25 protein-coding genes are annotated in these 26,600 nt (G+C 66.8%); 14 read left to right on the plus strand and 11 right to left on the minus strand.

The window, feature by feature from the left end; all coding sequences use genetic code 11:
• The first annotated feature begins 277 nt into the window (after positions 1–277).
• Positions 278–925 (plus strand): LuxR C-terminal-related transcriptional regulator, encoded by a 648-nt coding sequence (locus tag FDY95_RS20770; RefSeq protein ID WP_138080573.1) that lies wholly within the window; start codon positions 278–280, stop codon positions 923–925.
• 17 nt (positions 926–942) lie between these two features.
• Here the strand turns inward: FDY95_RS20770 and FDY95_RS20775 are convergent, their stop codons facing one another.
• Together FDY95_RS20775 and FDY95_RS20780 are read right to left on the minus strand one after the other, a co-directional pair.
• Complete coding sequence (locus FDY95_RS20775; RefSeq protein ID WP_138080575.1) at positions 943–3,951, minus strand: sensor histidine kinase; 3,009 nt, start codon at positions 3,949–3,951, stop codon at positions 943–945.
• 163 nt (positions 3,952–4,114) lie between these two features.
• Positions 4,115–5,779 carry a S8 family serine peptidase gene (locus FDY95_RS20780; protein ID WP_138080577.1) on the minus strand — a complete coding sequence of 555 codons (1,665 nt, stop codon included), beginning with the start codon at positions 5,777–5,779 and terminating at the stop codon, positions 4,115–4,117.
• A 157-nt stretch (positions 5,780–5,936) separates the two neighbouring features.
• Between FDY95_RS20780 and FDY95_RS20785 the strand changes: the two genes are divergently transcribed.
• From FDY95_RS20785 to FDY95_RS20795, 3 genes are all read left to right on the plus strand, one after another.
• On the plus strand, positions 5,937–6,398 hold the full coding sequence (locus FDY95_RS20785) for a hypothetical protein (protein ID WP_138080579.1): 462 nt from the start codon (positions 5,937–5,939) through the stop codon (positions 6,396–6,398).
• A gap of 72 nt (positions 6,399–6,470) precedes the next feature.
• Positions 6,471–6,905 (plus strand): hypothetical protein, encoded by a 435-nt coding sequence (locus tag FDY95_RS20790; RefSeq protein WP_138080581.1) that lies wholly within the window; start codon positions 6,471–6,473, stop codon positions 6,903–6,905.
• A 316-nt stretch (positions 6,906–7,221) separates the two neighbouring features.
• On the plus strand, positions 7,222–9,852 hold the full coding sequence (locus FDY95_RS20795; RefSeq protein ID WP_138080583.1) for a PIG-L family deacetylase: 2,631 nt from the start codon (positions 7,222–7,224) through the stop codon (positions 9,850–9,852).
• Between the two features lie 176 nt (positions 9,853–10,028).
• Here FDY95_RS20795 and FDY95_RS26420 read toward each other — a convergent pair whose 3' ends face one another.
• A complete protein-coding gene (locus FDY95_RS26420; RefSeq protein WP_171025773.1) occupies positions 10,029–10,391 on the minus strand; it encodes a hypothetical protein in 363 nt (120 codons plus the stop codon).
• A 77-nt stretch (positions 10,392–10,468) separates the two neighbouring features.
• Here FDY95_RS26420 and FDY95_RS26425 point away from each other — a divergent pair, with 77 nt between their 5' ends.
• Together FDY95_RS26425 and FDY95_RS20805 are read left to right on the plus strand one after the other, a co-directional pair.
• Positions 10,469–10,618, plus strand: a complete 150-nt coding sequence (locus tag FDY95_RS26425; RefSeq protein WP_171025774.1) for a hypothetical protein — start codon at positions 10,469–10,471, stop codon at positions 10,616–10,618.
• Positions 10,615–12,330, plus strand: a complete 1,716-nt coding sequence (locus FDY95_RS20805; protein WP_138080585.1) for a sodium:solute symporter — start codon at positions 10,615–10,617, stop codon at positions 12,328–12,330. The genes FDY95_RS26425 and FDY95_RS20805 overlap by 4 nt, the downstream gene beginning before the upstream one ends.
• Positions 12,331–12,661: 331 nt before the next feature.
• Here FDY95_RS20805 and FDY95_RS20810 read toward each other — a convergent pair whose 3' ends face one another.
• The 3 genes from FDY95_RS20810 to FDY95_RS20820 all read right to left on the minus strand — a co-directional run bounded on the left by FDY95_RS20810 (position 12,662) and on the right by FDY95_RS20820 (position 15,476).
• Positions 12,662–13,732, minus strand: a complete 1,071-nt coding sequence (locus FDY95_RS20810) for a DUF2911 domain-containing protein (RefSeq protein WP_171025775.1) — start codon at positions 13,730–13,732, stop codon at positions 12,662–12,664.
• Between the two features lie 106 nt (positions 13,733–13,838).
• Positions 13,839–14,087: a hypothetical protein gene (locus tag FDY95_RS20815; RefSeq protein ID WP_138080587.1), complete on the minus strand. Its 249-nt coding sequence runs from the start codon at positions 14,085–14,087 to the stop codon at positions 13,839–13,841.
• Between the two features lie 558 nt (positions 14,088–14,645).
• Positions 14,646–15,476 (minus strand): DUF3667 domain-containing protein, encoded by an 831-nt coding sequence (locus FDY95_RS20820; protein WP_138080589.1) that lies wholly within the window; start codon positions 15,474–15,476, stop codon positions 14,646–14,648.
• A gap of 80 nt (positions 15,477–15,556) precedes the next feature.
• Here FDY95_RS20820 and FDY95_RS20825 point away from each other — a divergent pair, with 80 nt between their 5' ends.
• From FDY95_RS20825 to FDY95_RS20845, 5 genes are all read left to right on the plus strand, one after another.
• Positions 15,557–16,387, plus strand: coding sequence for an MOSC domain-containing protein (locus FDY95_RS20825; RefSeq protein WP_138080591.1), 831 nt, complete (start codon positions 15,557–15,559; stop codon positions 16,385–16,387).
• 174 nt (positions 16,388–16,561) lie between these two features.
• A complete protein-coding gene (locus FDY95_RS20830; protein WP_138080593.1) occupies positions 16,562–17,638 on the plus strand; it encodes a hypothetical protein in 1,077 nt (358 codons plus the stop codon).
• A 4-nt stretch (positions 17,639–17,642) separates the two neighbouring features.
• Positions 17,643–18,110: a hypothetical protein gene (locus FDY95_RS20835; protein ID WP_138080595.1), complete on the plus strand. Its 468-nt coding sequence runs from the start codon at positions 17,643–17,645 to the stop codon at positions 18,108–18,110.
• A gap of 159 nt (positions 18,111–18,269) precedes the next feature.
• A complete protein-coding gene (locus FDY95_RS20840) occupies positions 18,270–19,073 on the plus strand; it encodes a DUF547 domain-containing protein (RefSeq protein ID WP_138080597.1) in 804 nt (267 codons plus the stop codon).
• A gap of 151 nt (positions 19,074–19,224) precedes the next feature.
• On the plus strand, positions 19,225–19,899 hold the full coding sequence (locus tag FDY95_RS20845) for a DUF2461 domain-containing protein (RefSeq protein WP_171025776.1): 675 nt from the start codon (positions 19,225–19,227) through the stop codon (positions 19,897–19,899).
• Positions 19,900–20,145: 246 nt separating this feature from the next.
• Here FDY95_RS20845 and FDY95_RS20850 read toward each other — a convergent pair whose 3' ends face one another.
• Positions 20,146–20,769, minus strand: coding sequence for a deoxynucleoside kinase (locus FDY95_RS20850; protein WP_138080601.1), 624 nt, complete (start codon positions 20,767–20,769; stop codon positions 20,146–20,148).
• 112 nt (positions 20,770–20,881) lie between these two features.
• Here FDY95_RS20850 and FDY95_RS20855 point away from each other — a divergent pair, with 112 nt between their 5' ends.
• Complete coding sequence (locus FDY95_RS20855; protein ID WP_138080603.1) at positions 20,882–21,367, plus strand: STAS/SEC14 domain-containing protein; 486 nt, start codon at positions 20,882–20,884, stop codon at positions 21,365–21,367.
• A 171-nt stretch (positions 21,368–21,538) separates the two neighbouring features.
• Here the strand turns inward: FDY95_RS20855 and FDY95_RS20860 are convergent, their stop codons facing one another.
• Positions 21,539–22,243 (minus strand): hypothetical protein, encoded by a 705-nt coding sequence (locus tag FDY95_RS20860; protein ID WP_138080605.1) that lies wholly within the window; start codon positions 22,241–22,243, stop codon positions 21,539–21,541.
• Between the two features lie 156 nt (positions 22,244–22,399).
• Between FDY95_RS20860 and FDY95_RS20865 the strand changes: the two genes are divergently transcribed.
• Both FDY95_RS20865 and FDY95_RS20870 read left to right on the plus strand, forming a co-directional pair.
• Positions 22,400–22,924, plus strand: a complete 525-nt coding sequence (locus tag FDY95_RS20865) for a GNAT family N-acetyltransferase (protein ID WP_138080607.1) — start codon at positions 22,400–22,402, stop codon at positions 22,922–22,924.
• Between the two features lie 150 nt (positions 22,925–23,074).
• Positions 23,075–23,299, plus strand: coding sequence for a CDGSH iron-sulfur domain-containing protein (locus FDY95_RS20870; RefSeq protein ID WP_138080609.1), 225 nt, complete (start codon positions 23,075–23,077; stop codon positions 23,297–23,299).
• 249 nt (positions 23,300–23,548) lie between these two features.
• On the opposite strand, the gene FDY95_RS20875 is transcribed toward FDY95_RS20870, so the two are convergent.
• The 3 genes from FDY95_RS20875 to FDY95_RS20885 form a co-directional block, all read right to left on the minus strand.
• Positions 23,549–23,809, minus strand: a complete 261-nt coding sequence (locus tag FDY95_RS20875; RefSeq protein WP_138080612.1) for an acyl-CoA-binding protein — start codon at positions 23,807–23,809, stop codon at positions 23,549–23,551.
• Between the two features lie 159 nt (positions 23,810–23,968).
• Positions 23,969–24,529 (minus strand): sugar O-acetyltransferase, encoded by a 561-nt coding sequence (locus tag FDY95_RS20880; protein WP_138080614.1) that lies wholly within the window; start codon positions 24,527–24,529, stop codon positions 23,969–23,971.
• 109 nt (positions 24,530–24,638) lie between these two features.
• Positions 24,639–26,564: a T9SS type A sorting domain-containing protein gene (locus FDY95_RS20885; protein ID WP_138080616.1), complete on the minus strand. Its 1,926-nt coding sequence runs from the start codon at positions 26,562–26,564 to the stop codon at positions 24,639–24,641.
• Between the last annotated feature and the right edge of the window lie 36 nt (positions 26,565–26,600).

The raw sequence follows: 26,600 nt of genomic DNA on the forward strand, positions 1-26,600 counted from the left end.
GGCCACCTGCGTTGAAGGTCGTCGGTGTCTTCCTCGCAATAGGTATTTGGCAGAAGGGCGGGTGGACGGCTACGGGCGCGCTCCGCGGCCGTCCGGTTGGTGGGTCAAAGGTGCCGGGTCGCGGGTGATTGGCTAAATAAAAATTGTACCCTGTTTAGGGGAAAGTAATTTTGCGGGGTAGGCCAGGTATTTCTACGGGGGCTGGCCCCTGTCCCCTGAACCGGGTACAGCGCCCGTGCGGCGGCCGGCGCGGCGCGTTGCACCTTTGCCATTGGTTATGACTTTCTCCTCTTTCCCCGTCGCCCTGGCCATTGTCGAAGACGACGCCCGCGTGCGGGAGCTGCTGCGCGAGTACCTGAGCCGCCAGCCCGAGTTTAGCTGCACCATCGTCGTGGGCTCGATGGAGGAATTCTGGGACGAGCTGGCCCTGGGGCTGCCCCCGCGCGTCATCCTGCTCGACGTAAGCCTGCCCGGCCAAAGCGGCATCCAGGCCCTGCCCATGCTGAAAAAGCGCCTGCCCGAAGTCGACGTGGTGCTGCAGACCATGCACGACGACGCTGACCGCATCTACCAGGCGCTGCGGGCCGGGGCCACGGGCTACGTCATCAAGAACGCCACCAGCCTGCCCCAGTACAAGCAGGCCCTGCTCGACGTGCTGCAGGGCGGGGCGGCCCTGTCGCCCTCGGTGGCCCGCAAGGCCCTCCACCACTTCCAGCCGGCGCCCAGCCAGCAGCCGGCCCTGCTCTCGGCCCGGGAGCAGCAGGTGCTGCAGGCCCTGCTCGACGGCCTGAGCGAAAAACAGGTGGCCGCCCGCCTCACCCTCTCGCCCGACACGGTGCACACCTACGTCAAGCGTCTCTACGACAAGCTGCGCGTGAATTCGCGGGCGGAGCTGCTGAGCCGCGCCGCCAAAGGCGACCTGTAGAGGCCGTCACGCTGCCGCTACAGCGGCACCCGCAGGCGCACCTGCCAGCCGCCCGGGGCCGGGCCAGCTTCCAGCGAGGCCCGCAGCAGTGCCGCGCGGTGGCGCATGTTGCGCAGGCCCTGCCCGGCCCGGGAGCTGGCCGCCGGCGCGCCCAGGCTGCTGACGCTCAGCTCCAGCTGCGCACTGCTGCTCAGGACTACGGCAATGGGCGTGCCCGGCCGGCTGTACTTCAGCGCGTTGGTCAGGGCCTCCTTGAATACCAGGTACACGTGCTGGCGCACCGCCGGCGGCAGCGGCCGGTCGAGCGTGGGCGGCAGGGCCGTATCGTCCAGCGAGAGGGTGCGGCCGGTGGCGCGGGCCGTGGCGTCGAGGTGGTCCTGCACCCGGTCAACCAGCGCCGTCAGGGTATCGGCCCCGGCATCGACGCTCCAGATGATGTCGCGCACGGTGCTGGCCGCCGCCCGGCTGTCGTCGACCAGGGCTTCCAGGTGCGACACTGGGGCCGCTTCCAGCTCCCGCAGCAGCTCGGCCTGCATGGTCACGCGGGTGAGCAGGGCCCCCACCTCGTCGTGCAGGTCGGCGGCCAGGCGGGCGCGTAGCTCATTTTCGCGCCGCAGGTGCTGCAGCCGGCCCCGCTGCCAGAGGTACACGCCCAGCACCGCCGCCGCCGCCGCCAGGGCCCAGGTGAGCGGGCGGTTCCACCACGCGGCGGTTACCGTCAGGGGCAGGCGCAGCACGTTGGCGGCCGGCACACCCTGGCCCGTCTCCCCCCGGATTTCGAGGGTGTAGTGGCCCGGTGGCAGGCCCTGCAGGCGCAGCTGCGGCGTGGTGCCCAGCCCCATCCACTGGTCGGCCAGCAGCCCCCGGATGCGGTAGGCGTAGCGGGCCTGGCTGGGGTCGGCGGCGTTGGTCAGGGCCAGGCTCAGGTCCACCAGCGGCACGTCGGGGGCCAGGTGCAGGGCGGGCAGCGCGTCGTGGGCCAGCTGGTAGCGGGTGCGGCTGGCTTCGGCCGAAGCGCTGAGCGAGGTGAAGCCGGCCAGCAGCAAGCGCGGCCGCAGGGCGCCCCCGGCCGGCACGCGGCCCGGCCATACCCGGTGCAGCCCGGCCACGCCCCCGATCAGCAGGGAGCCGTCGGTCGGGTCGGTATAGGCGGCGCGGGCGTTGCACTCGTCAGACAGCAGGCCGTCGGCGGTGGTGAATACGGCCAGCTGCCCGGTGGCGGGCTGGTAGCGCACCAGGCCCTGGTAGGTGCCCAGCCAAAGGTCGCCGCCGGGGCTGGGCGTGATGGTGGCCACCGAGGCGCTGGGCAGGCCCTGGCCCAGCGTCAGCACCGAATGCACGCGGCCATCGGGCTCGATGACGGCCAGGCCGTGGCCGCGGGTGCCCACCCACAGGCGGCCGTCGGGGCCCAGGTACAGGCAGCGGGCCCCGTCGAGGGCGGCGCGGCGCGGGGCGGGGGCCGTGGGGCCGTAGTGCAGGCGGGCGCCGGTGCGCAGCGTGAGCCGCTCCACGCCCTCGGGAGTAGCCAGCCAAAGGTGGCCGCGGCCGTCGGGGCTCAGGTCTTCCAGCAGGCGGCCGGCCAGCGGCGGGGCGGCGCCTGGGTGGCGGGTGGGGACGTAGGGGCGGTAGGTTTGCACCGCCGGGTCGTAGGAATACAGCCCGATGCGGGTGGCGGCCCACACGCGGCCGTTGCTGGCATCCCGCGTCAGGCCGTTCACGCCGATATCCGCCTGGGACTGGCCCTGGGCTACCAGCCGGTCGAAGGCGCCCGTGCGCGGGTTGAAGCGCAGCAGCGGGAAAGCCCCGGCCGCCAGCCAGTCGCCACCGGGGCCCAGCGGCGCCGGCACGATGCCCTGCAGCACGGGGGCGTTGCCGCTGGGCAGCACCGCCGCCAGCCAGGGCCGCAGCGGCGCCAGCGGCGAATCGGCGGCCTGGGTGAGGAGGCGGCCGTAGCTGCTGACCAGCAGGCGGCCGTCGGGCAGGCGCACCGAGGCCCGCACGCTGTAGGCCTGCCCGCCCGGCCCCGGCAGGGCCCGGATGAAATCGACCGTGGCCGCGCGCGACCAACACCCGCGGGTACCGGTATCGAACACCCACCAGCGGCCGGTGTGGTCGGCCAGGAGGCGCCCGTTCCAGATAAGCTGGGGGGGCAACGGCAGCGGCCAGGCCGCCCGCAGCCGGGGCTGCGGGGTCGGGCCGGTGGTCCATTCCAGCTGCCGCACCTGCTCCGGCGTAATCAGGGCCGGCCCGTCGGGCAGGCGCAGGACGTCGGTGCCGGTTTCGCGGGCGTCGGGCGCCCAGCGCAGGCCTTCCACCAGCCGGCCGCCGGAATCCAGGCGGTAGATAGCGGCGGCTCCCACCAGCCAGGGCCGGCCGCTGGGGTCGTACACGGGGTGAAACCGGGCGGGAATGACGGGATGCCGCCAGGCATTTTGCAGGCGGCCCGCCGGGGTGAATTGCCAGAGGCTGTCGAGGCTGTTCAGCCACAGGCTGTGGTCGGGAGCCGTCCAGATTTCGTTGATACTCCGCCCCCGCACCAACAGCGGGCCCACGGGCCGGCCGGCCCGTGAGTAGGCCCGCAGGCCGCCCTGATCCTGGGCCACCCACACGCGTTGGCCGTCGTCGGCCGGGGCCAGGGCCCTGATGTTGCGGCTGCCGCTGGTGGGCAGCGGGAGCGGCAAGGCTTCGAGCACGCCGTCGGGCCGGAAGCGGTAAAGGCCCGCTTCGGTACCTAGCCAGACCGTCCCGTCGGGCCGGGACAACAGTTCATTGCAGGGCACCGGGGGCAGGGCCACTCCGCCCCGGCGCAGGGCGTTGAGCGACACCAGGCGGTGGCCGTCGTAGCGGTACACGCCGTCGTCGGCCCCTGCCCACACCAGGCCGTCGGGAGTGGAGGTCAGGGTCCGCAGCATCAGGCGGCTCAGCAGCGCGTCGGGCCGCCAACCGCTGGGCGGGGCCGGATCGGCCCGGGCCCACCACGCGCTCAGCACGCCGAGTATGCACAGGAGCAAACGCCGGGCAGTCATGGCGGCAAGTTACAGCGCGCCCGTTTGCCTACGCGCAGACACTGAACGGTTAGCAAAAAAATAAACAGCGGGTGCCCTGCCTGCCAGCAACCGGCCGCGCCGAACGCACGACGCCCCTCCGGGTGGGGAGGGGCGTCGCCGAAATACACCGGGGCCGGGCCGCTTACTTGCCGCCGGCCGAAGTCGAGCCGCTGGCCGAGGCCGTGGCCTGCTGGGCCAACTGCACGGCGCGGTAGAGGTTGACCACCCCGCCGGTGTTCGAAAGCGTCGTGAAATCCACCTTTTTCTTCTCCTCGCCGGGCTTGACGACCTGCGTGTGCACCGGCTCGGCCGACTGCATGATGATGCGCTTCAAATCGGCGGCCTGCAGCTGCGGGAAGTAGCTTTTGAGCACCGCCGCCACGCCGGCCACCGTGGGCGCGGCCATGCTGGTGCCGCTTTCGTTGCCGTACTTGCTGCCCGGCAGGGTGTTGTAGATGTTCACGCCCGGGGCGAAAACGTCGACGCGCTTGCCGTAGTTGGAGAAGTCAGCGGCCAGCTTCTCGTCGTTCTTGCTGCTGCTGGCGCCCACCGTCAGCACGTTGGGGTAGGTGGCCTTGGCGCCTTCGGCAATGGCGGCCGGGAAGTGGTCCACCACGTCGATGTTGTTCGACTCGTTGCCGGCCGCGTGCACCAGCAGCACGCCCTTCGAGCCGGCGTAGCGGATGGCGTCCTCCACGGCCTTGCGCTGGGGCGAGTAGTACTTGCCGAAGCTCATGTTGATGACCGTCGCGCCGTTGTCGACGGCGTAGCGGATGGCGTTGGCCACGTCCTTGTCGTGCTCGTCGCCGTCGGGCACGGCGCGCACGGCCATGATGCGCACGGGCGCATCGGCCACGCCCAGCACGCCCTCGTTGTTGCGGCGGTCGGCGGCGATGATGCCCGACACGTGGGTGCCGTGCAGGGGGTCGGGGCCCATCACGTCGGGGTTGCCGTAGCCGCGCTGGTCCACCTTGCTCTCGTCGTCCTGCACGATGTCGGCCCGCGGGTTATAGCTCAGGTTCAGCGAGTACTCCACCCGCTTCTGCGCCGATTCGGCCGCCTCGCGCATCTGCGTCACCACCGATTCCATGTCGGGGGCGCCGGTGGCTTTCAGGCTTTCGTACCACTGCGCGGCCACCGTTTTCAGGCGCGCGTCCTGGGTGGGCGGGTTGCGCAGCACGGCCGTATCCAGCCGCTGCACGCCGAGCACCTGCTTGACGATGTCCACGTTCTTGCCGATGGTTTCGCTCATCGGGCCGTACTGCTGGGCGTTTTCGGAGTCCTCCTTGACCTTCTTCTCGTAGTCCTTCTTCACGCGCTGGTACAGGTCGTACTCGGCCTGCTTGTCCTTGGCTACCGACGAGCGGCTTTTGCCCTCGTACAGCGGCTTGAGCTTGGCCACCAGGCGCGTCTCTTCGTAGGTGTCGGTGCCCACGTTGCGGCCGTCCTTGCCGCCGAGGAAGTTCCAGCCGTACACGTCGTCGACGTAGCCGTTGTTGTCGTCGTCCTTGCCGTTGCCGGCAATTTCGCGGGGGTTATGCCAGAGCACGCGCTTCAGGTCGACGTGGGCCGTGTCGACGCCCGAGTCGATGACGGCCACCACCACCGGCGCGGCGGTACGGCCTTTCAGCAGCTCGGCGTAGGCGCGGTCGGCGCTGATGCCCATCGTGTTGTTGGCTTTGGGGTCGAGCAGCGTCCACTGGGGCGCGGCAGCCGCAGCCGGAGCGGCGGCGCTCTGCGCGAAGGAGGCGGCGGGCAGCAAAGCCACGCCGAGTACGGTCAGCCAGGGACGAAAGGAATTGCGCATGGGCAAGGAGAAAATCAGATGATGGAGCGGCGGCAATGACAAATTGCGGGCCGGAAGATAGGCTACGGACACCGGCCGCGCGGCGGGCGTTGCGGCCGGGGTAGGTTTTTCTGTCTGCGGGTTTTTTCTGTCTATGGTCGTTAACCGATATTGCCGCATGACTCGTTCCCGGCCCGACGAATACCGCCCCGGTTTCGGCCCGCTACGGCGCTACCTGCGGCCGGGGCTGCGCCTCCTGCTGCACTACCTGCTGCTGCCGGTAGCGGTGGCGGCGGCCCTGGCCACGGCGGGTACCTGGCTGCTGCACCAGTGGCCGGGGGCGCTCAGGGCAGTGGGCAGCCTCGCCGACGCCTTCGAAGGCATTCTGGCGGTGTGGCTGTACATGCGCCTGCAACTCGATGTGTTCGGTGCCGCGCTGGGGCTGCTGGTGCTCAGTTGCCTGCTGCCCATCCGCTGGCGCCCCGCCGCCCAATGGGCCATAGCGCTGGCTTATGCAGGCGTGGGGGCTTATCTGGCGTATGGGCTGCAGGTGTACCGCCACCTCGAAGTATGGCTCTGGCTCACCAGCGGACTGCTGGGGCTGCTGCTGCCCTGGTGGCTGGAACGCCGGGCGGCCTGATACCAACCGGTTGCCGCACCTTGCCCGCTATCAACCTTACTTGGTGTTATAAACATTTCTCGCCCCCGCCTTGTGAACACCCACCCGCACCCGCTGCGTCGCCTGCCGCCGCGCTTCTGGGCCGATCTGCTGGGCATTGCCTGGCGCCTGCTTGTTGCCTTCGGTGGTTTTTACGGCGTGGTATACCTCGGAGAAGGGCTGCAGTTGCGCTTCCGGGGTGAGTACCATACGCCCAGCAGTTGGGCCATTTCCATTTTCCTGACGTTTCTCTCGTTTGCCTTATTGGCCCTGCTGCTGGCCGTGGCGGCGCAGTTCCGGCACTGGCCGCGTCGGGCCAACCGCTTGACTCTGGCTGCTTGCGTACTGTACCTGCTGGCGGCGCTGGGTTGGTGCGGAGTCTGGGCCGGCTACCCCGACCGGCCCCTGCGCCTGCTATTCGTCATTGGCTGCGGCCTGGCGGGCTTGCTGCTGCCCCGGCTAATCGAACAGTTGGGCCGCCGGCTATAACGCGCGGGGCGCAATGCCCTCAACGGTAGTTTCGCCCCACTATAACTGCGAGTTAAAGCAGTTCCCCAGTCCGTATCCGCACCGGTCAGCCGGCCCCAAGCCGGCCGACCGGTCGTTGGAAGGACAAGGATGATCCACGGACGGGAGAACCGCTATAAGAGCACCGAAAGCCCCATCGAAACCCCAGGAGCAAGTCAGGGCAACAGAAGCAGTAGGTGCGGGGGCAGTAGCGGGTTGCGGGAGCGGGGCCGAACCAAAACATCTTACCCCTTCGGCGGTCTACCTTTACGCCCCGCGTTTCTAGCCCTCGTCCCCGATGCTCCGTCGCCTCCTCCGCGCCGCCCTGCCGGCCATCATAATCACTCATTCACTCATTCACGCCTTCACGGCGGAGGCGCAAGCGCCGAAGACCTACTCGTCCTCAGAAATCCTGCTGGGCCTCAAAAAGCTCAACGTGCTGGGCTCGGTGCTCTACATCGCCGCCCACCCCGACGACGAAAACACCCGCCTGATTGCCTACCTGGCCAACGGCCGCCTGGTGGAAACCGGCTACTTCAGCTGCACCCGCGGCGACGGCGGCCAGAACCTCATCGGGCCGGAGCTGCGCGAGCAGCTGGGCGTCATCCGCACCCAGGAGCTGCTGGCCGCCCGCCGCATCGACGGCGGCCGACAGTTCTTCAGCCGCGCCAACGACTTCGGCTTCAGCAAAACCCCCGAGGAGACGTTCAAAATCTGGGACCGGGAGCAGGTGCTGGCCGATATGGTCTGGGTTATCCGCCAGCGCCGCCCCGACGTGCTCATCACCCGCTTCCCGCCCGACGCCCGCGCCGGCCACGGCCACCACACCGCCTCGGCCATCCTCGCCGCCGAAGCCTTCGACGCCGCCGGCGACCCAAAACGCTTCCCCGAGCAGCTCCCGTACGTGCAGCCCTGGCAGCCCAAGCGGCTATTCTGGAACACCGGCTCCTTCTTCGTCAAGCCCGGAGAGAGCATGGACGGCTACCTCAAGCTCGACGCCGGCGGCTACAACCCGCTGCTTGGGCAGTCGTACGGCGAAATTGCCGCCCGCAGCCGCTCCCAGCACCGCAGCCAGGGCTTCGGCTCGGCCGCCCAGCGCGGCGAAGCCCTCGAATACCTGCAGCTGGTGAAAGGCGACAAAGCCACTAAAGACCCGCTCGAAGGCGTGGACCTGAGCTGGAACCGCGTGAAAGGCGGCGCCGCCGTGCAGAAGCTCCTCGATGAGGTCATCCGCAAGTTCGACCCGAGCAACCCGGCCGCGAGTGTGCCGGGGCTGCTGAAGGTGCGGTCCGGGTTGGGCAAAGTAGAACCGAACAACCGCTTTTGGGCGGCTGAAAAGGGGGAAGAACTGAATGCGCTGATACAGGCGTGTTACGGGCTGCGCGTCGAGGCCATTGCCACGGAGCCATCTGTTACGCCGGGGGGGAATTTGCAGGTCAAAATTGACGCTGTGTCCCTCAATGGATTTTCGCTCACTGGGCTCTACTTCAACTGGTCTGTAAACGACTCTACCCTGTACCAACCACCGTTGCCGCCTGGCAAAGTTCGAACGGACGGCCCGCTTGATATGGAAGTACAGGCAGGACCTAATAAGCTGTACTCCAAAACGGTCACGCTACGTGTACCCCCAAGCCAGGCACTATCACAGCCGTATTGGCTGCGGGAGCAAGGTTCTGTCGGCATGTACAAGCTGCCAAACGTGTATGAGGTAGAACCCGCGCAGTTCCGGGGCTACATGAGTTATTACAAAGCGAAGGTTGCCCCCGAGGATTTGGTTGGCTTGCCAGAAAATCCACCTGCCGCTTACGTCTATGTGCAGAAAGGAGAAGATTACGGGGTATTGCGCATCAAAGTCCCCATCCAGTACAAGCGCACCGACCCTGCCCTCGGCGAGCTGTACCAGCCCCTCGCCGTCGTGCCGCCCGTGGCCGTCAACGTGCTGGGCAAGGCCTACGTCTTCGCCGACGAGCAGGCCAAGATGGTGCCCGTCACCCTCAAGGCCGGCCGCGCCGGCGCCAAAGGCTCGGTGGCCCTGCAGGTGCCCGCCGGCTGGCAGGTGCTGCCCGCCAGCATTGCCTTCGACATTGCCAACAAGGACGAGGAACGCACCGTCACCTTCCTGGTGCAGCCCGTCAAGAACAGCCCCGAAAGCAGTGGGCAGCTGCGCGCCGTGGCCACCCTCGACGGCCAGCCGTATTCGCGCGGCATCCAGACCATCAACTACCCCCACATCCCCACCCAGACGCTCTTCCCCGAAGCCGTGGCCCCGCTCGTGCGCCTCGACGTGAAGCGCCGCAAGGAGGAAATCGGCTACCTCATGGGCGCCGGCGACGAAGTGCCCGAGGCCCTGCGTCAGCTCGGCTACCGCGTCACCCTGCTCAAGCCCGAAGACCTCACCGCCGACAAGCTCAAGCGCTTCGACGCCGTTATGCTCGGCGTGCGCGCCTACAACACCATCGACCGCCTCAAGTACCAGCAAAAAGAGCTGCTCGAATACGTGGAAAAGGGCGGCAACCTGGTGGTGCAGTACACCGTCAACCGCGGCACCGTGCTGCCCGAAATCGGCCCCTACCCCCTGCAGCTGTCGAATGACCGCGTGACCGTGGAAGACGCCCCCGTCACCATCACCCGGCCCCAGCACCCGCTCATGAGCCTGCCCAACAAGATTACCCCCAAGGACTTCGAAGGCTGGCAGCAGGAGCAGGGCCTCTACTACCCCAGCTCCTGGGACCCGAAGTACCAGACCGTCATCAGCAGCCAGGACCCCGGCGAGAAGCCCAAGGAATCGGCCATCCTCGTCACCGACTACGGCAAGGGCCACTACATCTACACCGGCCTTAGCTTCTTCCGCGAGCTGCCCGCCGGCGTGCCCGGCGCCTACCGCCTCATCACCAACATGATCGAGCTGGGCAAGGACAAGGCCAATTAGATTGAGCGGGCAGGAGGATTTGAGAGGGGAAGAGGGTAGAGGGGAAGAGTTGACAGCGAATCGGGCGAAAAAAAGAACGGCAAGCTCCCCTCCTCAGATGAGGAGGGGACGCCGCGCCGCAGGCGCGGCTGGGGTGGTTGACCGTCGTTGCTGACGCCCACGCGGCCCAGGCGTCGCTACCCAATGACATCCCCCGCCACCGTCATTCCGCACGCCCCCACCGCCTCGCCAACGGTATCCATCACCTCGCCGCCCATTCCCCTCGTCTCCTCGACATCACCTGCCACCTCGCAGTTACCCTCCACCACCTCGGAGTCGTCATCCACCGCTTCGCAGTTATCATCCACCACTTCGGAGTCATCATCCACCGCCTCGAACTTATAATCCTCCAAGTCGAATTTGGATTCCACAAGCTCGCAGTGAGTCCCCACCACCTCGCAGCCATCATCCACCGCCTCGAATTTATAATCCACAAAGTCGAATTTGGATTCCACCGGCTCACAGCCAGTCCCCACCGCCTCTCCGCCTGGTTTACCCATCTGGCACGATATTGCCGGCTGCACGGCAACCCCATCCTTACCCGCCGCGTCCCTTCCCCGCACCTGCTCCACCACCCATGCCCCAGCCCGCCGCTTCCCCCCCCGATGCCCCCGACGCCCAGCCCCCGCTGCTGCCCTCCTGGCGGGCCTGGTACGCGCTGGTGCTGGCCGCGCTGGCCGCCGAAATAGCCCTGATGGTGGCCCTCACCCGCTATTTCGCCGCATGAGCCCGCTCGACTGGGCCGTGCTCACCGGCGCCCTGCTCTTCATCATCGGCTACGGCACCTGGCGCACCCGCCGCGCCGGCCACTCCCTCGACGGCTACCTGCTCGGCGGCCGCCAAACGCGCTGGTGGGGCGTGGGCCTGAGCATCATTGCCACCCAAGCCTCGGCCGTCACCTTCCTGAGCACCCCCGGCCAGGCCTACGCCGACGGCATGCGCTTCATTCAGTTCTACTTCGGCCTGCCCCTGGCCATGGTGCTGATTGCCGTCGTGGCCGTGCCCATCTACCACCGCCTGCGCGTCTATACCGCCTACGAGTACCTGCAAAGCCGCTTCGACCGCCGCACCCGCACCCTGGCGGCCAGCCTGTTCCTGGTGCAGCGCGGCTTCAGCAACGGCCTCTCACTCTACGCCCCGGCGCTGGTGCTGTCGGCCATTCTGGGCTGGAACACCACCGCCACCGTGCTGTTGCTCGGCACCGTCATGATTGCCTACACCGTCAGCGGGGGCACCCGGGCCGTCACCGTCACCCAGCAGGGGCAGGTGGCCGTCATCTTCGCCGGCATGGCCACGGCCGGCTACCTCCTCGTGCATTACCTGCCCCCGCAGGTCGGCTTCTCCGATGCCCTGCACGTGGCCGGCCGCCTCGGCAAGCTCAACCTCGTCGACTTCCACTTCAGCTGGACCGACCGCTACAACTTCTGGACCGGCATGAGCGGCGGCCTGTTCCTGGCCCTCTCGTACTTCGGCACCGACCAAAGCCAGGTGCAGCGCTACCTCAGCGGGCAGAGCGTCACCCAAAGCCGCCTCGGCCTGCTCATGAACGGCCTCGTAAAAGTGCCCATGCAGCTCGGCATCCTGCTCATCGGCGTGCTGCTGTTCGTGTTCTACCTCTTCCAGCCCGCCCCGCTGAGCTTCAACCGCCCCGTCTACGAGCGGGTGATGCACGGCCCCCGCGCCGCCGACGCCCGCCGTCTCGAAGCCGAGCACCGGGCCGTCCAGCAGGCCCAGCAGGAGGCCGCCGCAGCCTTCGTGCAAGCCCGCCACGCCCACGACGCCCCCGCCCAGGCCGCCGCCCAGCAGCGCCTGCAGCTCACCCAGGCCGCCGCCGCCGGCCTGCGCACCGACTGGCAGCAGCTCGTCCAGCAAGCCGCCCCCGCCGCCGACGTCAAGGACACTGACTACGTGTTCATCTCCTTCGTGCTGCGCTACCTGCCCCGGGGCCTCGTCGGCCTGCTGGTGGCCGTGGTGCTGAGCGCCGCCCTGGGCAGCGCGGCCGGCGGCCTGAACTCCCTCGGCTCCACCACCCTCATCGACCTCTACCGCCCCTTCACCCGCCGCCAGGATCAGACCGAGGCGGAGCTGGTGCGCGTCTCGCGCTGGGCCACCGTGGGCTGGGGCGTCCTGGGCATCGGCTTCGCCCTGTTCGCGGCCCGCATGGAAAACCTCATCCAGGCCGTCAATATCCTCGGCTCCCTGTTCTACGGCACCATCCTGGGCATCTTCGCCGTGGCCTTCTTCCAGAAGCACGTCCACGGCCGCGCCGTGTTCTGGGCCGCCGCCGCCACCCAGCTGGCCACCGTGCTCTGCTTCTGGCTCACCGACATTGCCTACCTCTGGTTCAACATCCTCGGCTGCGCCGCCGTCATGCTCCTGGCCGAGCTGCTCCAGCGCCTCTGGCCCGAACCCGCCAAACGCGCCCTAGCGCCCGCCTAGCCACCAGACGGTGCAACTAGCAGTCATTGCGAGCGAAGCGAAGCAATCTTTCCTCCCGAGGTAGAAGCGGTACAAGACGCAGCAACCGAAAACCCATCCGCACGAAAACGGCCCCGCTCGAAACCAGAGTTACTCGGTTTCGGGCGGGGCCGTTTTAGGTCAGCAAGTATTGAATCGGCGCTGCTACTAGAGGAACGATTGCCGCGCTTCGCTCGCAATGACGGCTACCCGCACCGTCTGCCTGCGCTACCGATACCCTTAGGCAATGCTCATAAAACCAAACCGGCCCGCTGCCGAATGGCAGCGGGCCGGTTTTACCGGCAACGGAAAGCTAGCTTTTCTTCGCCGGCTCCTCCGTTTTCTTGGCGTCGGCCTTGGGCTTGTAGAGCGCCTTTTCCTTCACCTCGGTCTTCTTGCCGTCAGCTTTGGTCTTAGCCTCCGTCTTCTTGTCGTCGGCTTTCACTTTCACCTCGGCTTTCTTGTCGTCGGCCTTCACCTTCACTTTGCCGTCCGGGCTGGGGGCCACGCCGCCGTTCTTCGCCTCGATCATCAGCAGCTCGTTCATCTTCACGTAGTCGATGTTCTTGGCTTCCAGCGCCAGCTTGCGCGACTGGTCGGCGGATGCTTCGGCGCCGACGTAGTCCTTCAGCTTCAGCTTGATCTTGGCCTCGGTGTGCACGTTCCAGAACTTGGGCTCCGTCGCGTTGGCCTTCTGAATCCAGCTCAGGGCCTGGTTCAGGTCCTTGCCGTTGTCGTAGTAGTAGAGGGCGGCGGCGGCCAGGTCGTTGGCGGCCGGCGTGGCATTCTTCACCACTTTCTCGTCGATCTGGGCCATTACCTTGGGCTCCACGTCGGCCGAGATTTTAAACTTGGCGCCGGTCAGCTCCCACTGCATATCCACGTTGGCAGTGGCCGGGGTGAGGTCGGCGAAGTTGATGGTGAACGTTTCCACCTTCGAGGCCAGCTTGTAGGGCTTGATGCTCACGCGGGCCACGTCCTGGTCGTCCTTGAAGTTGTCCACGTCGGCGCCCTGCTTGGTGCTCTTGTTGAACACCACCAGCCACTCCGTCTTGTTCGGAATGGTGTAGATGCCGTACTCGCCGGCCGGAATCTTCTTGCCCTCCACCGTCACGTCGTCCGAAAACTTGATGCTGGTGGTGGCGTTGGCGCCCGTGCGCCAGCGTTTGCCGAAGGGCACCAGCTCGCCGAAGACGGCGCGGCCCCGGGCGCTGGGGCGCGAGTAGGTGATGGTGACGTCGGTGAGGCCTACGCGCTGCTGCACGGTGCTTTTGGGGCTGGCGGCCGGGGTGCTAAGCTGGGCCTGAGCGGCCGAAGCGGTGAAGAGCAGAACGCCTGCCACGGCCGAGCCGGCCAGCCGCGAAATCCGGGTTTGTAGCAACATGAGAGAAGGGTAAGTGGAGTTGATACGTACCGGTAAAAGTACGGCTTTCGGCCAATGGCGCCCGGTTCGTGCTAAAGGATTTGTCACGCCGGCAGCCAAGCCGCTGTCAGCCAGCGTACAGGCGCCCGTCGACCAGCAGTTGGGCGAAGGAATCGTGGTGGTGCAGTAGCCGCCCGAACCGCTGCAGCGACACCTGCGTGTAGCCCCCGTAAATGGTGAAGGTGACCGTGCCGCGGGCGGGACTGTAGCCGCGGCTGTAGTCTGCCGCAGCGTCCATGGCGGCGTAGAACAGCTGCTGCACCATGGGCACGTCGAGGTAGTTTTCGTTGAACGTGACGCGGAGGCGGGTTTGCATGAAGAATTAGTACGGAGGAGTTGGCGCGGCCTCGTCGAACCAACGGCCATTGCGGCGCTGCAAGGCGCACAATTCTTTTAATCCCACCCGGTTGAGCCCGGCCTTCGGCTCTTGCAGAGTATAGTCCCGGTGTGAGAAGGGCCGGGTTTTGGCTAAAGATAGCCGGTCTTTTTGCCACTGAGCGCAGCCGAATTCATGGGGGAGACGGCCCACGCCGCGGCGGGCGTATGAGCCAGCAAGAAGGCTCGCAGGGGCTTGTGTAGCCCGGCCGTGTCCTGGTAATAGAAGTGCTACGCCGTCGCTTCCTTGCGCGCGTGGTTCATGCCTACCACCCGGCCGTCGGCGCACGGGTGCGCTGCTGGCTGAACGAGCCGGACCCAACGCTGTATTGGCAGATGCGGCCCCCACGATGCCCGCCCGGGAAGATGCACGCGCCACGGATACCCGCCCCGCCGCGGGATGTTAGGTTTTAAGGCGCGTCATCCGAAGCGCAGTGAACCGGTGGTCGGCCCAGCCAAGGATGACGCATTATCGTCCCGCGCCAACTAGCCGTACAATTTACCCTGGCACCCGAAAGTGCATCACGTAACCCCAAAAGACCAGCCAGTTAAGCCCGTAGTTAATAGCCCCGACCAGCACGCTGATTACCAGGGCGCTGCCTACGGCTCGCGGCCAACTCAGGCCCAGGCTGCCCCGCCCGATCCAGGTGAGATACCCCACGTACACCGTAGCCTGCATCAGCGCAGTGCTGCTGCCCGGCTCCAGCCCCACCACCAAAAACACGCTTACCAGGGCCAGAATCAGGTATAGCTGAAAAGCGCTGCCGACGATGACCAGCAGAAAAAACGACTCGGCGTAGTTGAGCCGACGCCGGTACGCGGCCCAGACTATCAGCGCGTGCACGGGCATCAGCGCCAGCCACCACACGTTGAAAAACTTGCCGACGGCGTGGAAATACTGCCCCACCCGCGCCAGCACGGCGGCCGGCGCCCCGTGCGCCCGCATGGCTTGCTGCACCTGCTCGCCGATGCGCTCATAGTAATGCAGCTGCACGGCCAGCACGGTGGCCACGCCCACGGCCAGCAGCAGAAACTGAAACGGGTTGAAATAACGCTTGCGCCGCCCGGCCAGGTAATCAGCCACCACGCGGGCAGGGCGCGTGAGCACCTGCCCCACGAAGCCGAAGATGCTTTTGTCGGCGTGGGTGAAGACGTGCAGGATTTCGTGGAGCACGTGGGCCGTGGAGAGGCGGTGCGGGCGCGGCTGCCCGCAGTGCGGGCAGTAGCCGGCCCCGGCCAGCAGGGCGCCGGCGCAGTTGGGGCAGGCATCCGGCGCGGGCGCGGCGGCAGTTTCCGGGGCTTCGGCGGGCAAAGGAGCGGCGGGCAGCATAGGCAGGGGGCCGCGCTGATCGGCCACGGCGGCGCAGTTTACCCCCTTTCGCACTCCCGCGCAAGCCGTACCTTCGCCCCATGGCCGATACCTCCGCTCCGCTTACCCTCACCGATTTATACCTCTACCCCGTCAAGTCGCTCGGCGGCCTGCGCGTGCCCGAGGCCCAGCTCACCACCCGCGGCCTGCGTCACGACCGGCGCTGGCTGGTGGTGGATGAGCGCGGGCAGTTCCTGACGCAGCGCAGCCACCCGCAGATGGCCCTGCTTCACCTCGACTACGCCCACAACGGCTTCATCATCCGCCACATTCAGCGGCCCGACCTGCGCCCCCTGCTAGTGCCCTTCGCAGCCGAGCACAAGGGCACGCAGTTCGTCACCATTTGGGACGACATGGTGTTTGCCTTCCGTGGGCTGAAAGAGCACGACGAGTGGCTGACGGAGGCCCTGGGCCTGCCCGTGCGCCTGGTGCACATGCCCGAAGCCGCCCTGCGCGACGCCGACGGCGGCCACGCCCCCGGCCTAGTCAGCTTCGCCGATGCCTACCCCTACCTGCTCATCGGCCAGGCCTCGCTCGACGACCTGAACCAGCGCCTGCCCGCGGCCGTGCCCATGAACCGCTTCCGCCCCAACCTGGTGGTGAGCGGCGCCGCCCCCTACGCCGAAGACACCTGGTACGAGTTTCAGCTCGGCGACCTGACCTTCCACGGTATCCGGCCCTGCGCCCGCTGCGTGCTCACCACCACCGACCAGGAAACCGCCCAGCGCGGCCCCGAGCCCCTGCGCACCCTGGCCAGCTACCGCACCCGGGCCAACAAGGTCATGTTCGGCATGAACGTGGTCGGGCCGGCCCAGGGCCTCGTGCGCGTGGGCGACACGGCCAGCGTCGTCAGCCACCACCCGCTCACCTAGAGCAGTTCCCCAGGCAGTATCCGCGCCGGTCAGCCGGCCCAAAGCCGGCCGACCGGTCGTTGGAAGAACAAGGATGATCCACGGACGTGAGAATAGCTATAGCGTTGTTGAGCACGTAACGCAACGTCAACCGCTCCGCCCGCTGCCCTGTAACTGCCAAATACTATTGTAGTGATGCCCCAGACCACCGCCGCCCCCGCCATTGCCCCGCCCCCGCTGCTGCTGCCGCGCCTCGTGGCGCTGTGGGCCCTGAGCGAAGCCCTGCTCGGCGGGGTGCTGCACGCGCTTCGGCTGCCGGTGACGGGCCTGCTGGTGGGCGGCGCGGCCGTGCTGGTGCTGACGCTGCTGGGCCACTACAGCCGCCGGCCCGGGACCATACTGCGCGCCCTGCTGGTGGTTCTCACCATCAAGGCCCTGCTCAGCCCGCACACCTCGCCCAATGCCTACGTGGCGGTGGCCTTCCAGGGCCTGCTGGGCGAAATGCTGAGCTGGCCCCGCGCGCTGCCCCGTCTGCGCGGCCTGCTGCTGGGTTTGCTGACGATGGTGGAGTCGGCCGGGCAGCGGGTGCTCACGCTGTGGCTGCTCGGCGGCAAGGCCCTGCCCGCGGCCTTCAACGATTTTGTGCGCGGCCTGCTCGGGGCCGATGCCGCCCTGCAGCCCAACTACGCCCTCTGGCTGGTGGGCCTTTACTTCGCCGCGCACGCCGTGGTGGGGGCGGCGCTGGGCTGGTGGGCCGGCGGCCTGCCCGCGCGGCTGCCCAGCCTCGTGCAGCGCTACGCCTGGCTACAGCTCCGCCCCGAGCCCTCCGACGAGGACGAGGAGTCAGCACCCGACGCCCCCGCTCCTACGCACCGGCCCCGCCGCTGGCGCGTCAGCCGCCTGCTGCTGGGGCTGTGGGCCGCCTGCCTGCTGCTGTGGCTGGCCGCCGCGCTGGGCTGGGCCCCGGCCACCGTGGCCAACGAGCACCGGCTGGGCGGCCTGCTGCTGCGCTCGGTGCTGCTCTACGGCGCCTGGGCCCTGCTGCTCGGTCCCTGGCTGACGCAGCGCCTGCACCACTGGCTCACCCGCCCGCGCGGCCGCTGGGCCGCCGACCTGCGCCAGACGCTGGCCCTGCTGCCCGCCACCCGGCAGCTGGTGGCCCGCTGCTGGCGCCACTCGGCCGGGCACCGCGGCCTGAGCCGGCTGCGCTGGTTTGGCCGCGCCCTGGCCGTCAACACCCTACTCAGCCCCGACGACGCCCCGACGGCCTGACGCAATGCGGATTCACCTGCTCAGCGGCCCCATTCGCAGCGGCAAAACCACCCGCCTGCGCCATTGGGCGGCCGGCCGCACCGACGTGGGCGGCCTGCTGATGCCCACCGATGCCCACGGGCAGCGCCATTTCCTCGACCTGCGCAGCGGGCTGCGGTGGCCCGTGAGTGCCCGGCCGGGCCAGTGGCCGGTGCAGCAGGTAGGCCGGTTCCGCTTTTCCCCGGCGGCATTCGATTGGGCTAATGCGGCCCTGCGCGGAGCGGCCACCGAACCTGCCGTGCAGTGGCTGGTCGTCGATGAAATCGGGCCGCTGGAACTGCGCGGCCAAGGTTTGGCACCGGCCTTTACGGCGCTACTGGCGGCTCGGCGGCTGCCCAACCATCTTGTGCTGGTGGTGCGAGCCGGTTTGGTAGAAGCGGTCTGGCAGCGGTTCCAACTGCACCGCTGGGCCCCAATCTCATTTTGGGACTAATAAAATCTTGCGTACAACTTTTCTACGGTAAAGTTTTATCAACTATTGGCAAAATGCCGATGCCATTGTACTTTTGCCGCGCGCAAGTAGTTGATTCCTATCCCAAAGCAGGAAAACGCCTTGTCATTAGTTCTTTCGCGCCCCGCCTACACCTAAGCAATGTTCCAAACCCGTTTCGCCTGGCCGCAGCTGCTCCTGTGGTTGGTCCTGCTGGCTGCTACCAGCGCCCGCGCCGACAACAACACCCTTGAGCTGCTGCACCAGCCCTGGGACGACTTGCTGAAACGAAACGTGCTGGCCGATGGCCGCCTGAGCTACGCCAACCTGGCCGAGCACGACGACCAGCTGCGCGGCTACCTGCAGGCCCTGCGCCACACCACGCCCCAGGCCGACTGGTCGCGCCCGGATCAGGCCGCCTTCTGGCTGAACGTGTACAACGCCTACACCGTGCAGCTGGCCGTGGCCTACTACCCGGTGCAGCGCCTGAGCGACATCAAGGTGAAAACCGTGGGCGGCTACCGCTCGGTATGGGAAGCGCCCGAGGTCAACGTAGGCGGCAAGCAGTACTCGCTCAACCAGATTGAGCGCGAAATCCTGCCCCGCCTGCTGCCCCAGGACCCGCGCCGCTTCCTGGCCCTGCACTGCGCCGCCGCCTCCAGCCCCACCCTGCTGCCCGAAGCCTACAGCGGCCCGCGCCTCAACGAGCAGCTCGACGCCCAGGCCCGGCGCTTTGTCAACGACCCTAAGCGCAACCAGCTCACGGCCGAGGCCGTGCAGGTATCCAGCGTATTCGACTGGCACGCCGCCGAGTTTGGCGACGCGGCCCGGTTGATTGCCTTTCTCAACCGCTACGCCACCACGCCGGTAACGCCCGGTGCTGCCGTGCAGTACCTGCCCTACGACTGGTCGCTCAACGACGCGGAACACCCCGGCGTGATGGCTCAGCAGCTGCGCCGCCACTAGCCACGGCTCCAATCCTGCTCCTTGTTCCAATGAAGGCCCGGCAACGGGCCTTTTTCTTTTGGGGCGGCACTAACCGCGGGCGCAGCTGGTTGTTCATCACCGGGTCGGCCGCCGGCCCGTTTTCCGTTCCCCTCACTCCTCTTTTCCGCCCGTGACGGACCTTGCCCCCGTACTTGAGTTTCTGCGCCAGCTCAAGCAGAACAACAACAAGCCCTGGATGGACGCGAACCGCGCCGAGTACCAGCGCGCCCGCAAACGCTATACCACGCTCATTACCGAGCTGCTGCAGCGCGCCCAGCAGTTCGAGCCCGCACTGCTGGCCCTCAGCCCCTCCGACGTGATGTACCGCATCAACAAAAACGACCGGTTTCAGCAGAGCGACGAGCCCTACAAAAACCACATGGGCTCGGGCCTGAAGCGCGACGGACGCCAGAGCCCCTGGGCGGGCTACTTCGTGGCCCTCGAAGCCGGCGGCGAAACCTACGTGGGCGCCGGCCGCTGGCAGCCCGAGCCCCAGCAGCTGGCCCGCATCCGCCAGGAAATCCACTACAACGCCGACGCCTTTCATGCCCTGCGCCAGGCGCCGGAGCTGCTGCGCGAATTCCCGGGCGGCCTCGACCAAAGCCAGGCCCTGCGCACTGCCCCCAAGGGCTACGACCGCAACGACCCCGACATCGAGTGGCTGCGGCTGAAAAGCTTTTTCGTCTGGCGCTCCTTCTCCGACAAGGAAGTGCTCCGCCCCGACTTTCCCGACCGCGTGCTGGCCGCCTGGCAAGCCGCCCAGCCCCTGGTCGGGTTCCTGAACGAGGCCATGATGGGGGATTAGGCGCCTACGGCAGCTAGTGAAATAAGAACGTCATCCTGAGGCGCAGCCGAAGGACCTTCCTCGAACCCTGCACCAACGAAGAAGCGCCGCTACCAACGCCCAATCGGCAGGGCTGGTAGCTGCGCTTCGCCGTTATTGAAAAGCGTCACCGCGTTGTTGGTAGCGGCGGTGCGGGGTGCCAGGAAGGTCCTTCGGCTGCGCCTCAGGATGACGGGCTTTTTTGCGCTACTGCTCTTCTAACCAGTTCTAAAACAACCCGAACAACGTGCCCTGAATCTTCTCGATGATGGTGCCCAGGTCTTCGGGGCGGGCCACGTAATCGAGCTGGTTCACGTCGATGATGAGCAGCTTACCCGCGTCGTAGTGGCTGATCCACTGCTCGTAGTGCTCGTTGAGGTTTTTGAGGTACTCGATGCGCATGTGCGTCTCGTAGTCGCGGCCGCGCTTCTCAATCTGGTGGATGAGCTTGGGCAGGTCGGCCTTGAGGTAGAGCAGCAGGTCGGGCGGCTCCACCATGCTGATCATCGAGTCGAACAGGGCGCGGTAGTTCTGAAAGTCGCGCGGGTTCATCAGGCCCGACTCGTGCAGGTTGGCGGCGAAGATGTGGGCGTCCTCGTAGATGGTGCGGTCCTGAATCACGCCCTTGTTGCCGGCCTGCAGCTGCTTGATGCGCTGCGTCTGGCGGAAGCGGCTGTTGAGGAAATACACCTGCAGGTGGAAGGCCCACCGCGGCATATCGTCGTAGAAATCCTTCAGATAGGGGTTGTCGTCGACGTCTTCCAGGAACACTTCCCACTGAAAGTGGTGCGCCAGCTTGTGAGCCAGGGTGGTCTTACCGGCGCCGATGTTGCCGACAATGGCGATATGCATGGGTGGAGGGCGAATTCAGAATGAGGCCGGCAAAAATACAGGAAAGCCACCGCTCGATTGCGCGAGGCGCGAAGGAATTGCACCGCCGCAAAAAATAAGGTAACTTATATATATGCCGCTGTCCAACCCCTTGCCCCACGCCTGCAAAATTCACTCGCCCGCCGAGCTGGTCTACCACGTCGACGACGACCACGGGCAGCGCGTAGCCGACTTCGGCTTCTTCGCCACCGAACGCGTGCTCTACGTGCGCTGGCACGGCCACCTCACCGCCGACGAAGTCATCCGGGTGGCCGAAGCCAGCCTGCCCTGGCACGAGCAGCTGCACCCGGTGGGCCTGCTCAACGACAAGCGCGGCACCAGTGGCGAATGGGGCGAGTCCATGGCTTGGATTGAGTACGAATGGATTCCGCGGGCCAAAGCCAGCGGCCTGCAGGCCTTCGCCTACGTCATCAACCCCGACATGATGGTGTCGTTCGAAAACGCGGCCCTGATCGAGAAAATCCGCCAGAAAGTGGACCTGCGCACGTTCTACAGTGTGGGCGCGGCCTGGAAATGGCTGCGCCAGCACGCCTTCCGACGCACTGGCGCAGCCGCTTAGGGTTTGGGCCCTAGTCTGATCAGCTCGTCATGTCGAGCTTGTCGAGACATCTCGCCCGATAGTATTCTTCTTGTTGAACGAGAAAATTACTTGTGAACGTCAGCACGCGAGATGTCTCGGTCCCTCGCTTGATTCGCGACATGCTCGACATGACGTTCTGGAAGACGTCCGTTACTTCTCACTGATGACCTCCTTGGTCTTCTTGGCCTGTTCCAGGGTGCGGAACTCGGCCTGCCAGGAGCGGATGCGCAGGCGGTCATCCACGTCGATCAGGTCGCGCACTTTCTCGTAGCGCTGGTTGAGGCGGGTGAGTACCACCGAGGCCTGGGCCCAGTCCTCGGGCGCCCAGTTTTTGCGGTTGGTGCGCACGTAGTCGATGAAGCGGCCATAGAGGTCGGTCATTTCCGAGGCGCGGGCCGTGGTGATGTTCACGTTTTCGCCGAGCATGCGCGTCTGGGTCTGCTGGGCCGTTTCGGGCTGGCTGGCCTGCTTTTCGAGGCGCTCCTGGCGGGCTTCCCAGCTTTCGTAGCGGTTTTTCAGGCCGGCGTACTCGCGCTTGCCCGCCGCCGTGAGGCTGTCGATGCCGCGGTCGATGCGCGTGCTCTGGGTTTCGTATTCTTCCTTGATGCGCGGCAGTTCGCGCTTGGTCACCACGTCAGCCTTGTCGAGCCGGTCGTTGATCCACTCGCGGAACACGCCCAGGTCGCGCTCCACGTCGGACAGCACCTGGTCGGTGGTGGAGGAAGTTTTGGCGGGCGTCTTAGCGGGCGTGGAAGTCTTGGTGGGCGTTTTGGCCGGCGTCGTTTGGGCCGAGGCCGCGGAAGCAGCCAGCAGCGCGGCGGCGGCAAAGGCGGCGGAACGCAGGATTCGTTTCATAGCGAGCAATTATTGGGGAAAAGAGCCACGACCCCGGAGTGGGCCGCGCAGCCCGCAACCGGGCTACGACCCGGCTCTTTAAATTTCGGGCCAAACCCACTTACGGGCCGGAAGAACGTTCGTTATTTTTGCGAAAGTATATTCCGTCTGCGTCCCATGCCCGATCCGGTAGCCGCTCCCGTCACCATTCAGCCGGCCACCACGGCCGATATTCCCGTCATCATCGAGCTGGCTGAAGCCACCTGGGAGCCTACCTACCGCTTCATTATCAGCAAGGAGCAGATCGACTACATGTACCGCGTCATCTACACGCCCGCCTCGCTGGCGCGGCAGATGCAGGACGACGGCCACCGCTTTCTGCTGGTGTTCTACGACGGCCACCCCGCCGGCTACGCCTCCTACGGCGCCCGTCCCACCGAACCCGAAGTCTTCAAGCTGCACAAGCTTTACGTGCTGTCCTCGCACCAGGGCCTGGGCCTGGGCCAGCGCCTGGTAACGGCCGTGGAGGGCGGCGCCCGCATGGCCGGCGGCCAGTGGCTGGAGCTGAACGTGAACCGCCACAACCCCGCCCTCAGCTTCTACCAGCGCCTGGGCTTTCAGCAGTACCGCGAGGAAGACATTCCCATCGGCCCCTACTGGATGAACGACTTCGTGATGCGCAAAAAGCTGAACGGGGATTAGGACGTATCGGTCCGCCTCGGGGGAGTTGCCGTATAGCAGCTACTTTTGGGACTTGGGTTATTGGGTGATGCCCATTCCGTCGCGTGACGGGGCGGGTAGCACGCCTACCTCATCACCTGATTTCCCAATCACCTAATCCCCCCTCCAGCAATGCCCACGAAACTCACCGTCAACAACAACGGCTCTTTGCGCGTCGAAGGCGAAGACTTCATCATCGTCGATGCCCAGGGCAACGAGTACGGCCTGCAGGGCCGCACCCTGGTCAGCATCTGCCGCTGCGGCCTCTCCCAGAACAAGCCCTTCTGCGACGGTTCGCACAAAGGCCACTTCGAGCACAACGCCGTAGCCTTCGACCTGCCGCCCAAGAAGGCATAAGTCACGCCGCCGCCGGCACTGGCCGTCATTGCGAGCGAACCGTAGGTCGACGTAGTCAAGTGAAGCAATCTTTCCGCTCGCGGTACGACGGCCCCGCTGGCAGAAGCCGAAAATAGCACCGCCCGAAACCGGAGTTACTGGTTTCGGGCGGTGCTATTTTTAGGGTTGGCACACTGGCCAGGACCGATTATCACGCTTTGCTCGCCGTGACTACCAGTGCCGCCGGCGGTAATGCAGCAAGAAAGCGAACTAGGCGCCTTGGAACAGCTGGTTGACCAGGTCCACGTACTCCTGGCGGGCGTCGTCCTGGCCTTTGCCGTTGAGGCCGGCCCAGGCGTCGTACTTGGCAATGGCCTTGAAGTCGAAGCCGCCGGGACGGTCGCCGCTCACGTCGCCTTCGGTGGCCTGCTTGTAGAGGGCGTAGAGCTTGAGCAGGGTCAGGTTGTCGGGTTTTTTGGGGAGCTGCTGGGCGCGGTCGGCCGCATCCTGAAATTCTTGCTGGGTAGCCATGGGAATGGAAGGGTGAGAAAGTGAGCGGGCCGCCGCAGCGGCTACGGGCCGTAAGGTACGGATTGCGGCGAATTTGGTAGGCATGCAGCATTCTTTTAGCACCAATCCTCCATTTACCGCCCCAGGCACGCCGGCTCCGGCACCGGCGCCGAAGAACAGTTAGTCGGCTGCCGGCAGCGCGCGCAGCACCCGGCAGGGGTTGCCCACGGCCACCACGCCCGCCGGAATATCCCGCGTGACCACGCTGCCGGCCCCGATGGTGCTGCCCGCCCCGATGCTGACGCCGGGCAGCACGATGACGCCCGCGCCCAGCCACGCATTGGCCCCGATGGTAATGGGCCGGGCAAATTCCCAGCCCGCCACCCGCGGCCCGGGCTCCACCGGGTGCCCGGCGGTGCTCAGCACCACGTTCGGGGCGATGAACACGTTGTCGCCGATGGTGACGGGGGCGCAGTCGAGCACGGTGAGGTTGTAGTTGGCATACACGTTGCGGCCCAGGCGCAGGTTGTAGCCGTAGTCGAGGCGCAGCGGGGCTTCGAGGTGGGCGTCGGTTTCGTAGCCGAGCAGCTCGGCCAGCACGGCGCGGTCGAGGTCCACGGGCTGCTGATTGTAGCGGTGGCAGAGGGCCTTGGCGTGGCGGCGCTCGGCCACCAGCTGCGGGTCGTTGGCCTGGTACAGCACACCGGCCAGCATCTTTTCTTTCTCGGAGAGGGTGCTCATCGGGCCGAAGGTAAGGGCGCCGGCTTTTTGCGGCGCCGCACCAGCGCTCAGACGTAAAAAGCCCCGCCGATAACTCGGCGGGGCTTCTGCTCGGGCAGTGCCGTCCGGGTTAGTACAGCGTCACGCGGCGGCTGACGGTGTACTCCCCCGCCTGCACCTGCAGCAGGTACACCCCGGCGGCCAGCTTGCGCGCGTCGAAAGTGGCGCGGGCGCCGGAGGCGGGCAGCGCTACGGTCTGGGTGCGTACGCGCTGGCCCAGGGCGTTGAAGAGCGTAGCTTCGGCCTGCGTGGCACCGGCTTCGGCCGGCAGCAGCAGCGTGAAGCTGCCGGTGGCGGGGTTAGGGTATAGATGGAACCCCGCGGCCCGCGTCGGCGAAGCCAGGGCCAGCGGCGCGCCTTCGTTGACCACGGCCACCACGGTGGCGCTGCCCCCGATGGAGTTGGCCAGATTGGTGCGGCCGAAGCTGGCCGCGTCGGTGAAGTAGCCGGCCACGTAGGCCCGGCCGTTGCGCACGGCCAGCCCGATGCCACGGTCGTCGCTGGTGCCGCCGCCCACCTGCGCCCAGGCCAGGGTGGCCCGGGGCCCGAGGTCGGTGTATTTGGCCAGCACCAGGTCGAAGCTCTCAATGGCCGAAGCCCCGCCCCGCACGATGGTGCCGGGGGTGCTGCCCGAGCCGCCGAAGCGCGCCGTGCTGATGTCGGTGCTGCTGTTGGTGAGCAGCCCGGCCACGTATACATTGGCGCCCTCGGCCGCCACGGCAAACCCGGTGTCGACGTGCCGGCCACCGGCTACCTGCGTCCAGCCCAGGGTGGCCGAGGTGCCGTTGTCGGTGTATTTGGCCAGGATAAGGTCGGTGCTTTGGTCGGAGGCGCCCCATTGCACGGCCGTACCGAGCGCGGTGCCCGCGGCCCCGAAGCGGATGCCGGCCCCGTCCTGCGTTTCGCTGGTGACGTAGCCCGTCAGGTACACGCTGTTGCCGCTGACGGCCACGCCGGTGGCCTCGTCGTGGAAGCGCCCGCCGCCGGCCTGCGTCCAGCCCACGACAGCGGCGGTGTCGTTGTCGATGTATTTCACCAGCACGATGTCGCCGTTGTAATAGGCGCTGTTACCGTATTGCCGCACCGTGCCAGGTACCAGGCCCGAGCCGCCAAAGCGGACACTGTCGGCGTCGGTGGCGGTGTTCTCGACGTAGCCGGCCAGGTACACGCTGCGGCCCTGCACGGCCACGGCCATCCCGGCATCGGAGCCGGTGCCGCCGCCCACCTGCGTCCAGCGTAGGGTGGCACTGCTGCCGTTGTCGGTGTACTTGACGAGCACCAGGTCATTGTCGGGGGCGGTGCTGGCACCGGCCTGCGCCACCGTGGCGGGCGTGGTGCCGGAGCCGCCGAAGCGGACCACAAGATGATCGGCCCGGTCGTTGCGAATCATGCCGCCCACGTACACGCTGTTGCCGCTGACGGCCACGCCGGAGCCGCAGTCCGCCAGCCGGCCGCCGCCCACCTGGGTCCAGGCCAGGCTGGCCGACGCCCCGTTGTCGACGTATTTGGCCAGCACCAGGTCGGCGTTGGGTCCGATGGACGCCCCGAGCTGGGTGACGTTGTTGCCGAAGCGCACGCGCTGGGCGTCACTGCGCGTGTTGGTGATGAAGCCGGTCAGGTACACATTGGCGCCCGCGGTGGCCAGGCCGTAGCCCTGGTCGCGCCCGGTGCCGCCGGCCCGCTCGGCCCATATCCACTGCCCGGTTGCCGGCGCGTATTTGGCCAGAAAGATGTCTTCCTGCCCGGCGCTGGTCAGCACGGTGCTGCCAAACGTGACCTGCCCCGTAAACCAGCCCGCCACGAACACGTTGCCGGCATCGTCGACGGCGGTGGCCTGCGCCTGACTTTCACTGGTGGTCGGGGCCGTGCCCGTGGCCGCGCCGCCCGCGGCGGCTTGCGTCCAGGCCGGCGTCTGGGCCTGCGCCGCCCACGCGGGCAGCATTGCCCAGCACAGCAGCAGCAGCCACAAATTCAGCGGAGAGTAATTTTTCTTCATTCGGATACGCGTCGTAAAAACCTGGCTAAAAGTAGC

This window comes from Hymenobacter jeollabukensis (genome assembly GCF_005771675.1).
In the GTDB taxonomy this organism is placed as follows: domain Bacteria; phylum Bacteroidota; class Bacteroidia; order Cytophagales; family Hymenobacteraceae; genus Solirubrum; species Solirubrum jeollabukense.

Bases quoted from the DNA above. Each gene is read 5' to 3' on its own strand.
- FDY95_RS20770 (WP_138080573.1), top strand. From the start codon at position 278: ATGACTTTCTCCTCTTTCCCCGTCGCCCTGGCCATTGTCGAAGACGAC.
- FDY95_RS20775 (WP_138080575.1), bottom strand. From the start codon at position 3,951: ATGACTGCCCGGCGTTTGCTCCTGTGCATACTCGGCGTGCTGAGCGCG.
- FDY95_RS20780 (WP_138080577.1), bottom strand. From the start codon at position 5,779: ATGCGCAATTCCTTTCGTCCCTGGCTGACCGTACTCGGCGTGGCTTTG.
- FDY95_RS20785 (WP_138080579.1), top strand. From the start codon at position 5,937: ATGACTCGTTCCCGGCCCGACGAATACCGCCCCGGTTTCGGCCCGCTA.
- FDY95_RS20795 (WP_138080583.1), top strand. From the start codon at position 7,222: ATGCTCCGTCGCCTCCTCCGCGCCGCCCTGCCGGCCATCATAATCACT.
- FDY95_RS26420 (WP_171025773.1), bottom strand. From the start codon at position 10,391: ATGGGTAAACCAGGCGGAGAGGCGGTGGGGACTGGCTGTGAGCCGGTG.
- FDY95_RS26425 (WP_171025774.1), top strand. From the start codon at position 10,469: ATGCCCCAGCCCGCCGCTTCCCCCCCCGATGCCCCCGACGCCCAGCCC.
- FDY95_RS20805 (WP_138080585.1), top strand. From the start codon at position 10,615: ATGAGCCCGCTCGACTGGGCCGTGCTCACCGGCGCCCTGCTCTTCATC.
- FDY95_RS20810 (WP_171025775.1), bottom strand. From the start codon at position 13,732: ATGTTGCTACAAACCCGGATTTCGCGGCTGGCCGGCTCGGCCGTGGCA.
- FDY95_RS20815 (WP_138080587.1), bottom strand. From the start codon at position 14,087: ATGCAAACCCGCCTCCGCGTCACGTTCAACGAAAACTACCTCGACGTG.
- FDY95_RS20820 (WP_138080589.1), bottom strand. From the start codon at position 15,476: ATGCTGCCCGCCGCTCCTTTGCCCGCCGAAGCCCCGGAAACTGCCGCC.
- FDY95_RS20825 (WP_138080591.1), top strand. From the start codon at position 15,557: ATGGCCGATACCTCCGCTCCGCTTACCCTCACCGATTTATACCTCTAC.
- FDY95_RS20830 (WP_138080593.1), top strand. From the start codon at position 16,562: ATGCCCCAGACCACCGCCGCCCCCGCCATTGCCCCGCCCCCGCTGCTG.
- FDY95_RS20835 (WP_138080595.1), top strand. From the start codon at position 17,643: ATGCGGATTCACCTGCTCAGCGGCCCCATTCGCAGCGGCAAAACCACC.
- FDY95_RS20840 (WP_138080597.1), top strand. From the start codon at position 18,270: ATGTTCCAAACCCGTTTCGCCTGGCCGCAGCTGCTCCTGTGGTTGGTC.
- FDY95_RS20850 (WP_138080601.1), bottom strand. From the start codon at position 20,769: ATGCATATCGCCATTGTCGGCAACATCGGCGCCGGTAAGACCACCCTG.
- FDY95_RS20855 (WP_138080603.1), top strand. From the start codon at position 20,882: ATGCCGCTGTCCAACCCCTTGCCCCACGCCTGCAAAATTCACTCGCCC.
- FDY95_RS20860 (WP_138080605.1), bottom strand. From the start codon at position 22,243: ATGAAACGAATCCTGCGTTCCGCCGCCTTTGCCGCCGCCGCGCTGCTG.
- FDY95_RS20865 (WP_138080607.1), top strand. From the start codon at position 22,400: ATGCCCGATCCGGTAGCCGCTCCCGTCACCATTCAGCCGGCCACCACG.
- FDY95_RS20870 (WP_138080609.1), top strand. From the start codon at position 23,075: ATGCCCACGAAACTCACCGTCAACAACAACGGCTCTTTGCGCGTCGAA.
- FDY95_RS20875 (WP_138080612.1), bottom strand. From the start codon at position 23,809: ATGGCTACCCAGCAAGAATTTCAGGATGCGGCCGACCGCGCCCAGCAG.
- FDY95_RS20880 (WP_138080614.1), bottom strand. From the start codon at position 24,529: ATGAGCACCCTCTCCGAGAAAGAAAAGATGCTGGCCGGTGTGCTGTAC.
- FDY95_RS20885 (WP_138080616.1), bottom strand. From the start codon at position 26,564: ATGAAGAAAAATTACTCTCCGCTGAATTTGTGGCTGCTGCTGCTGTGC.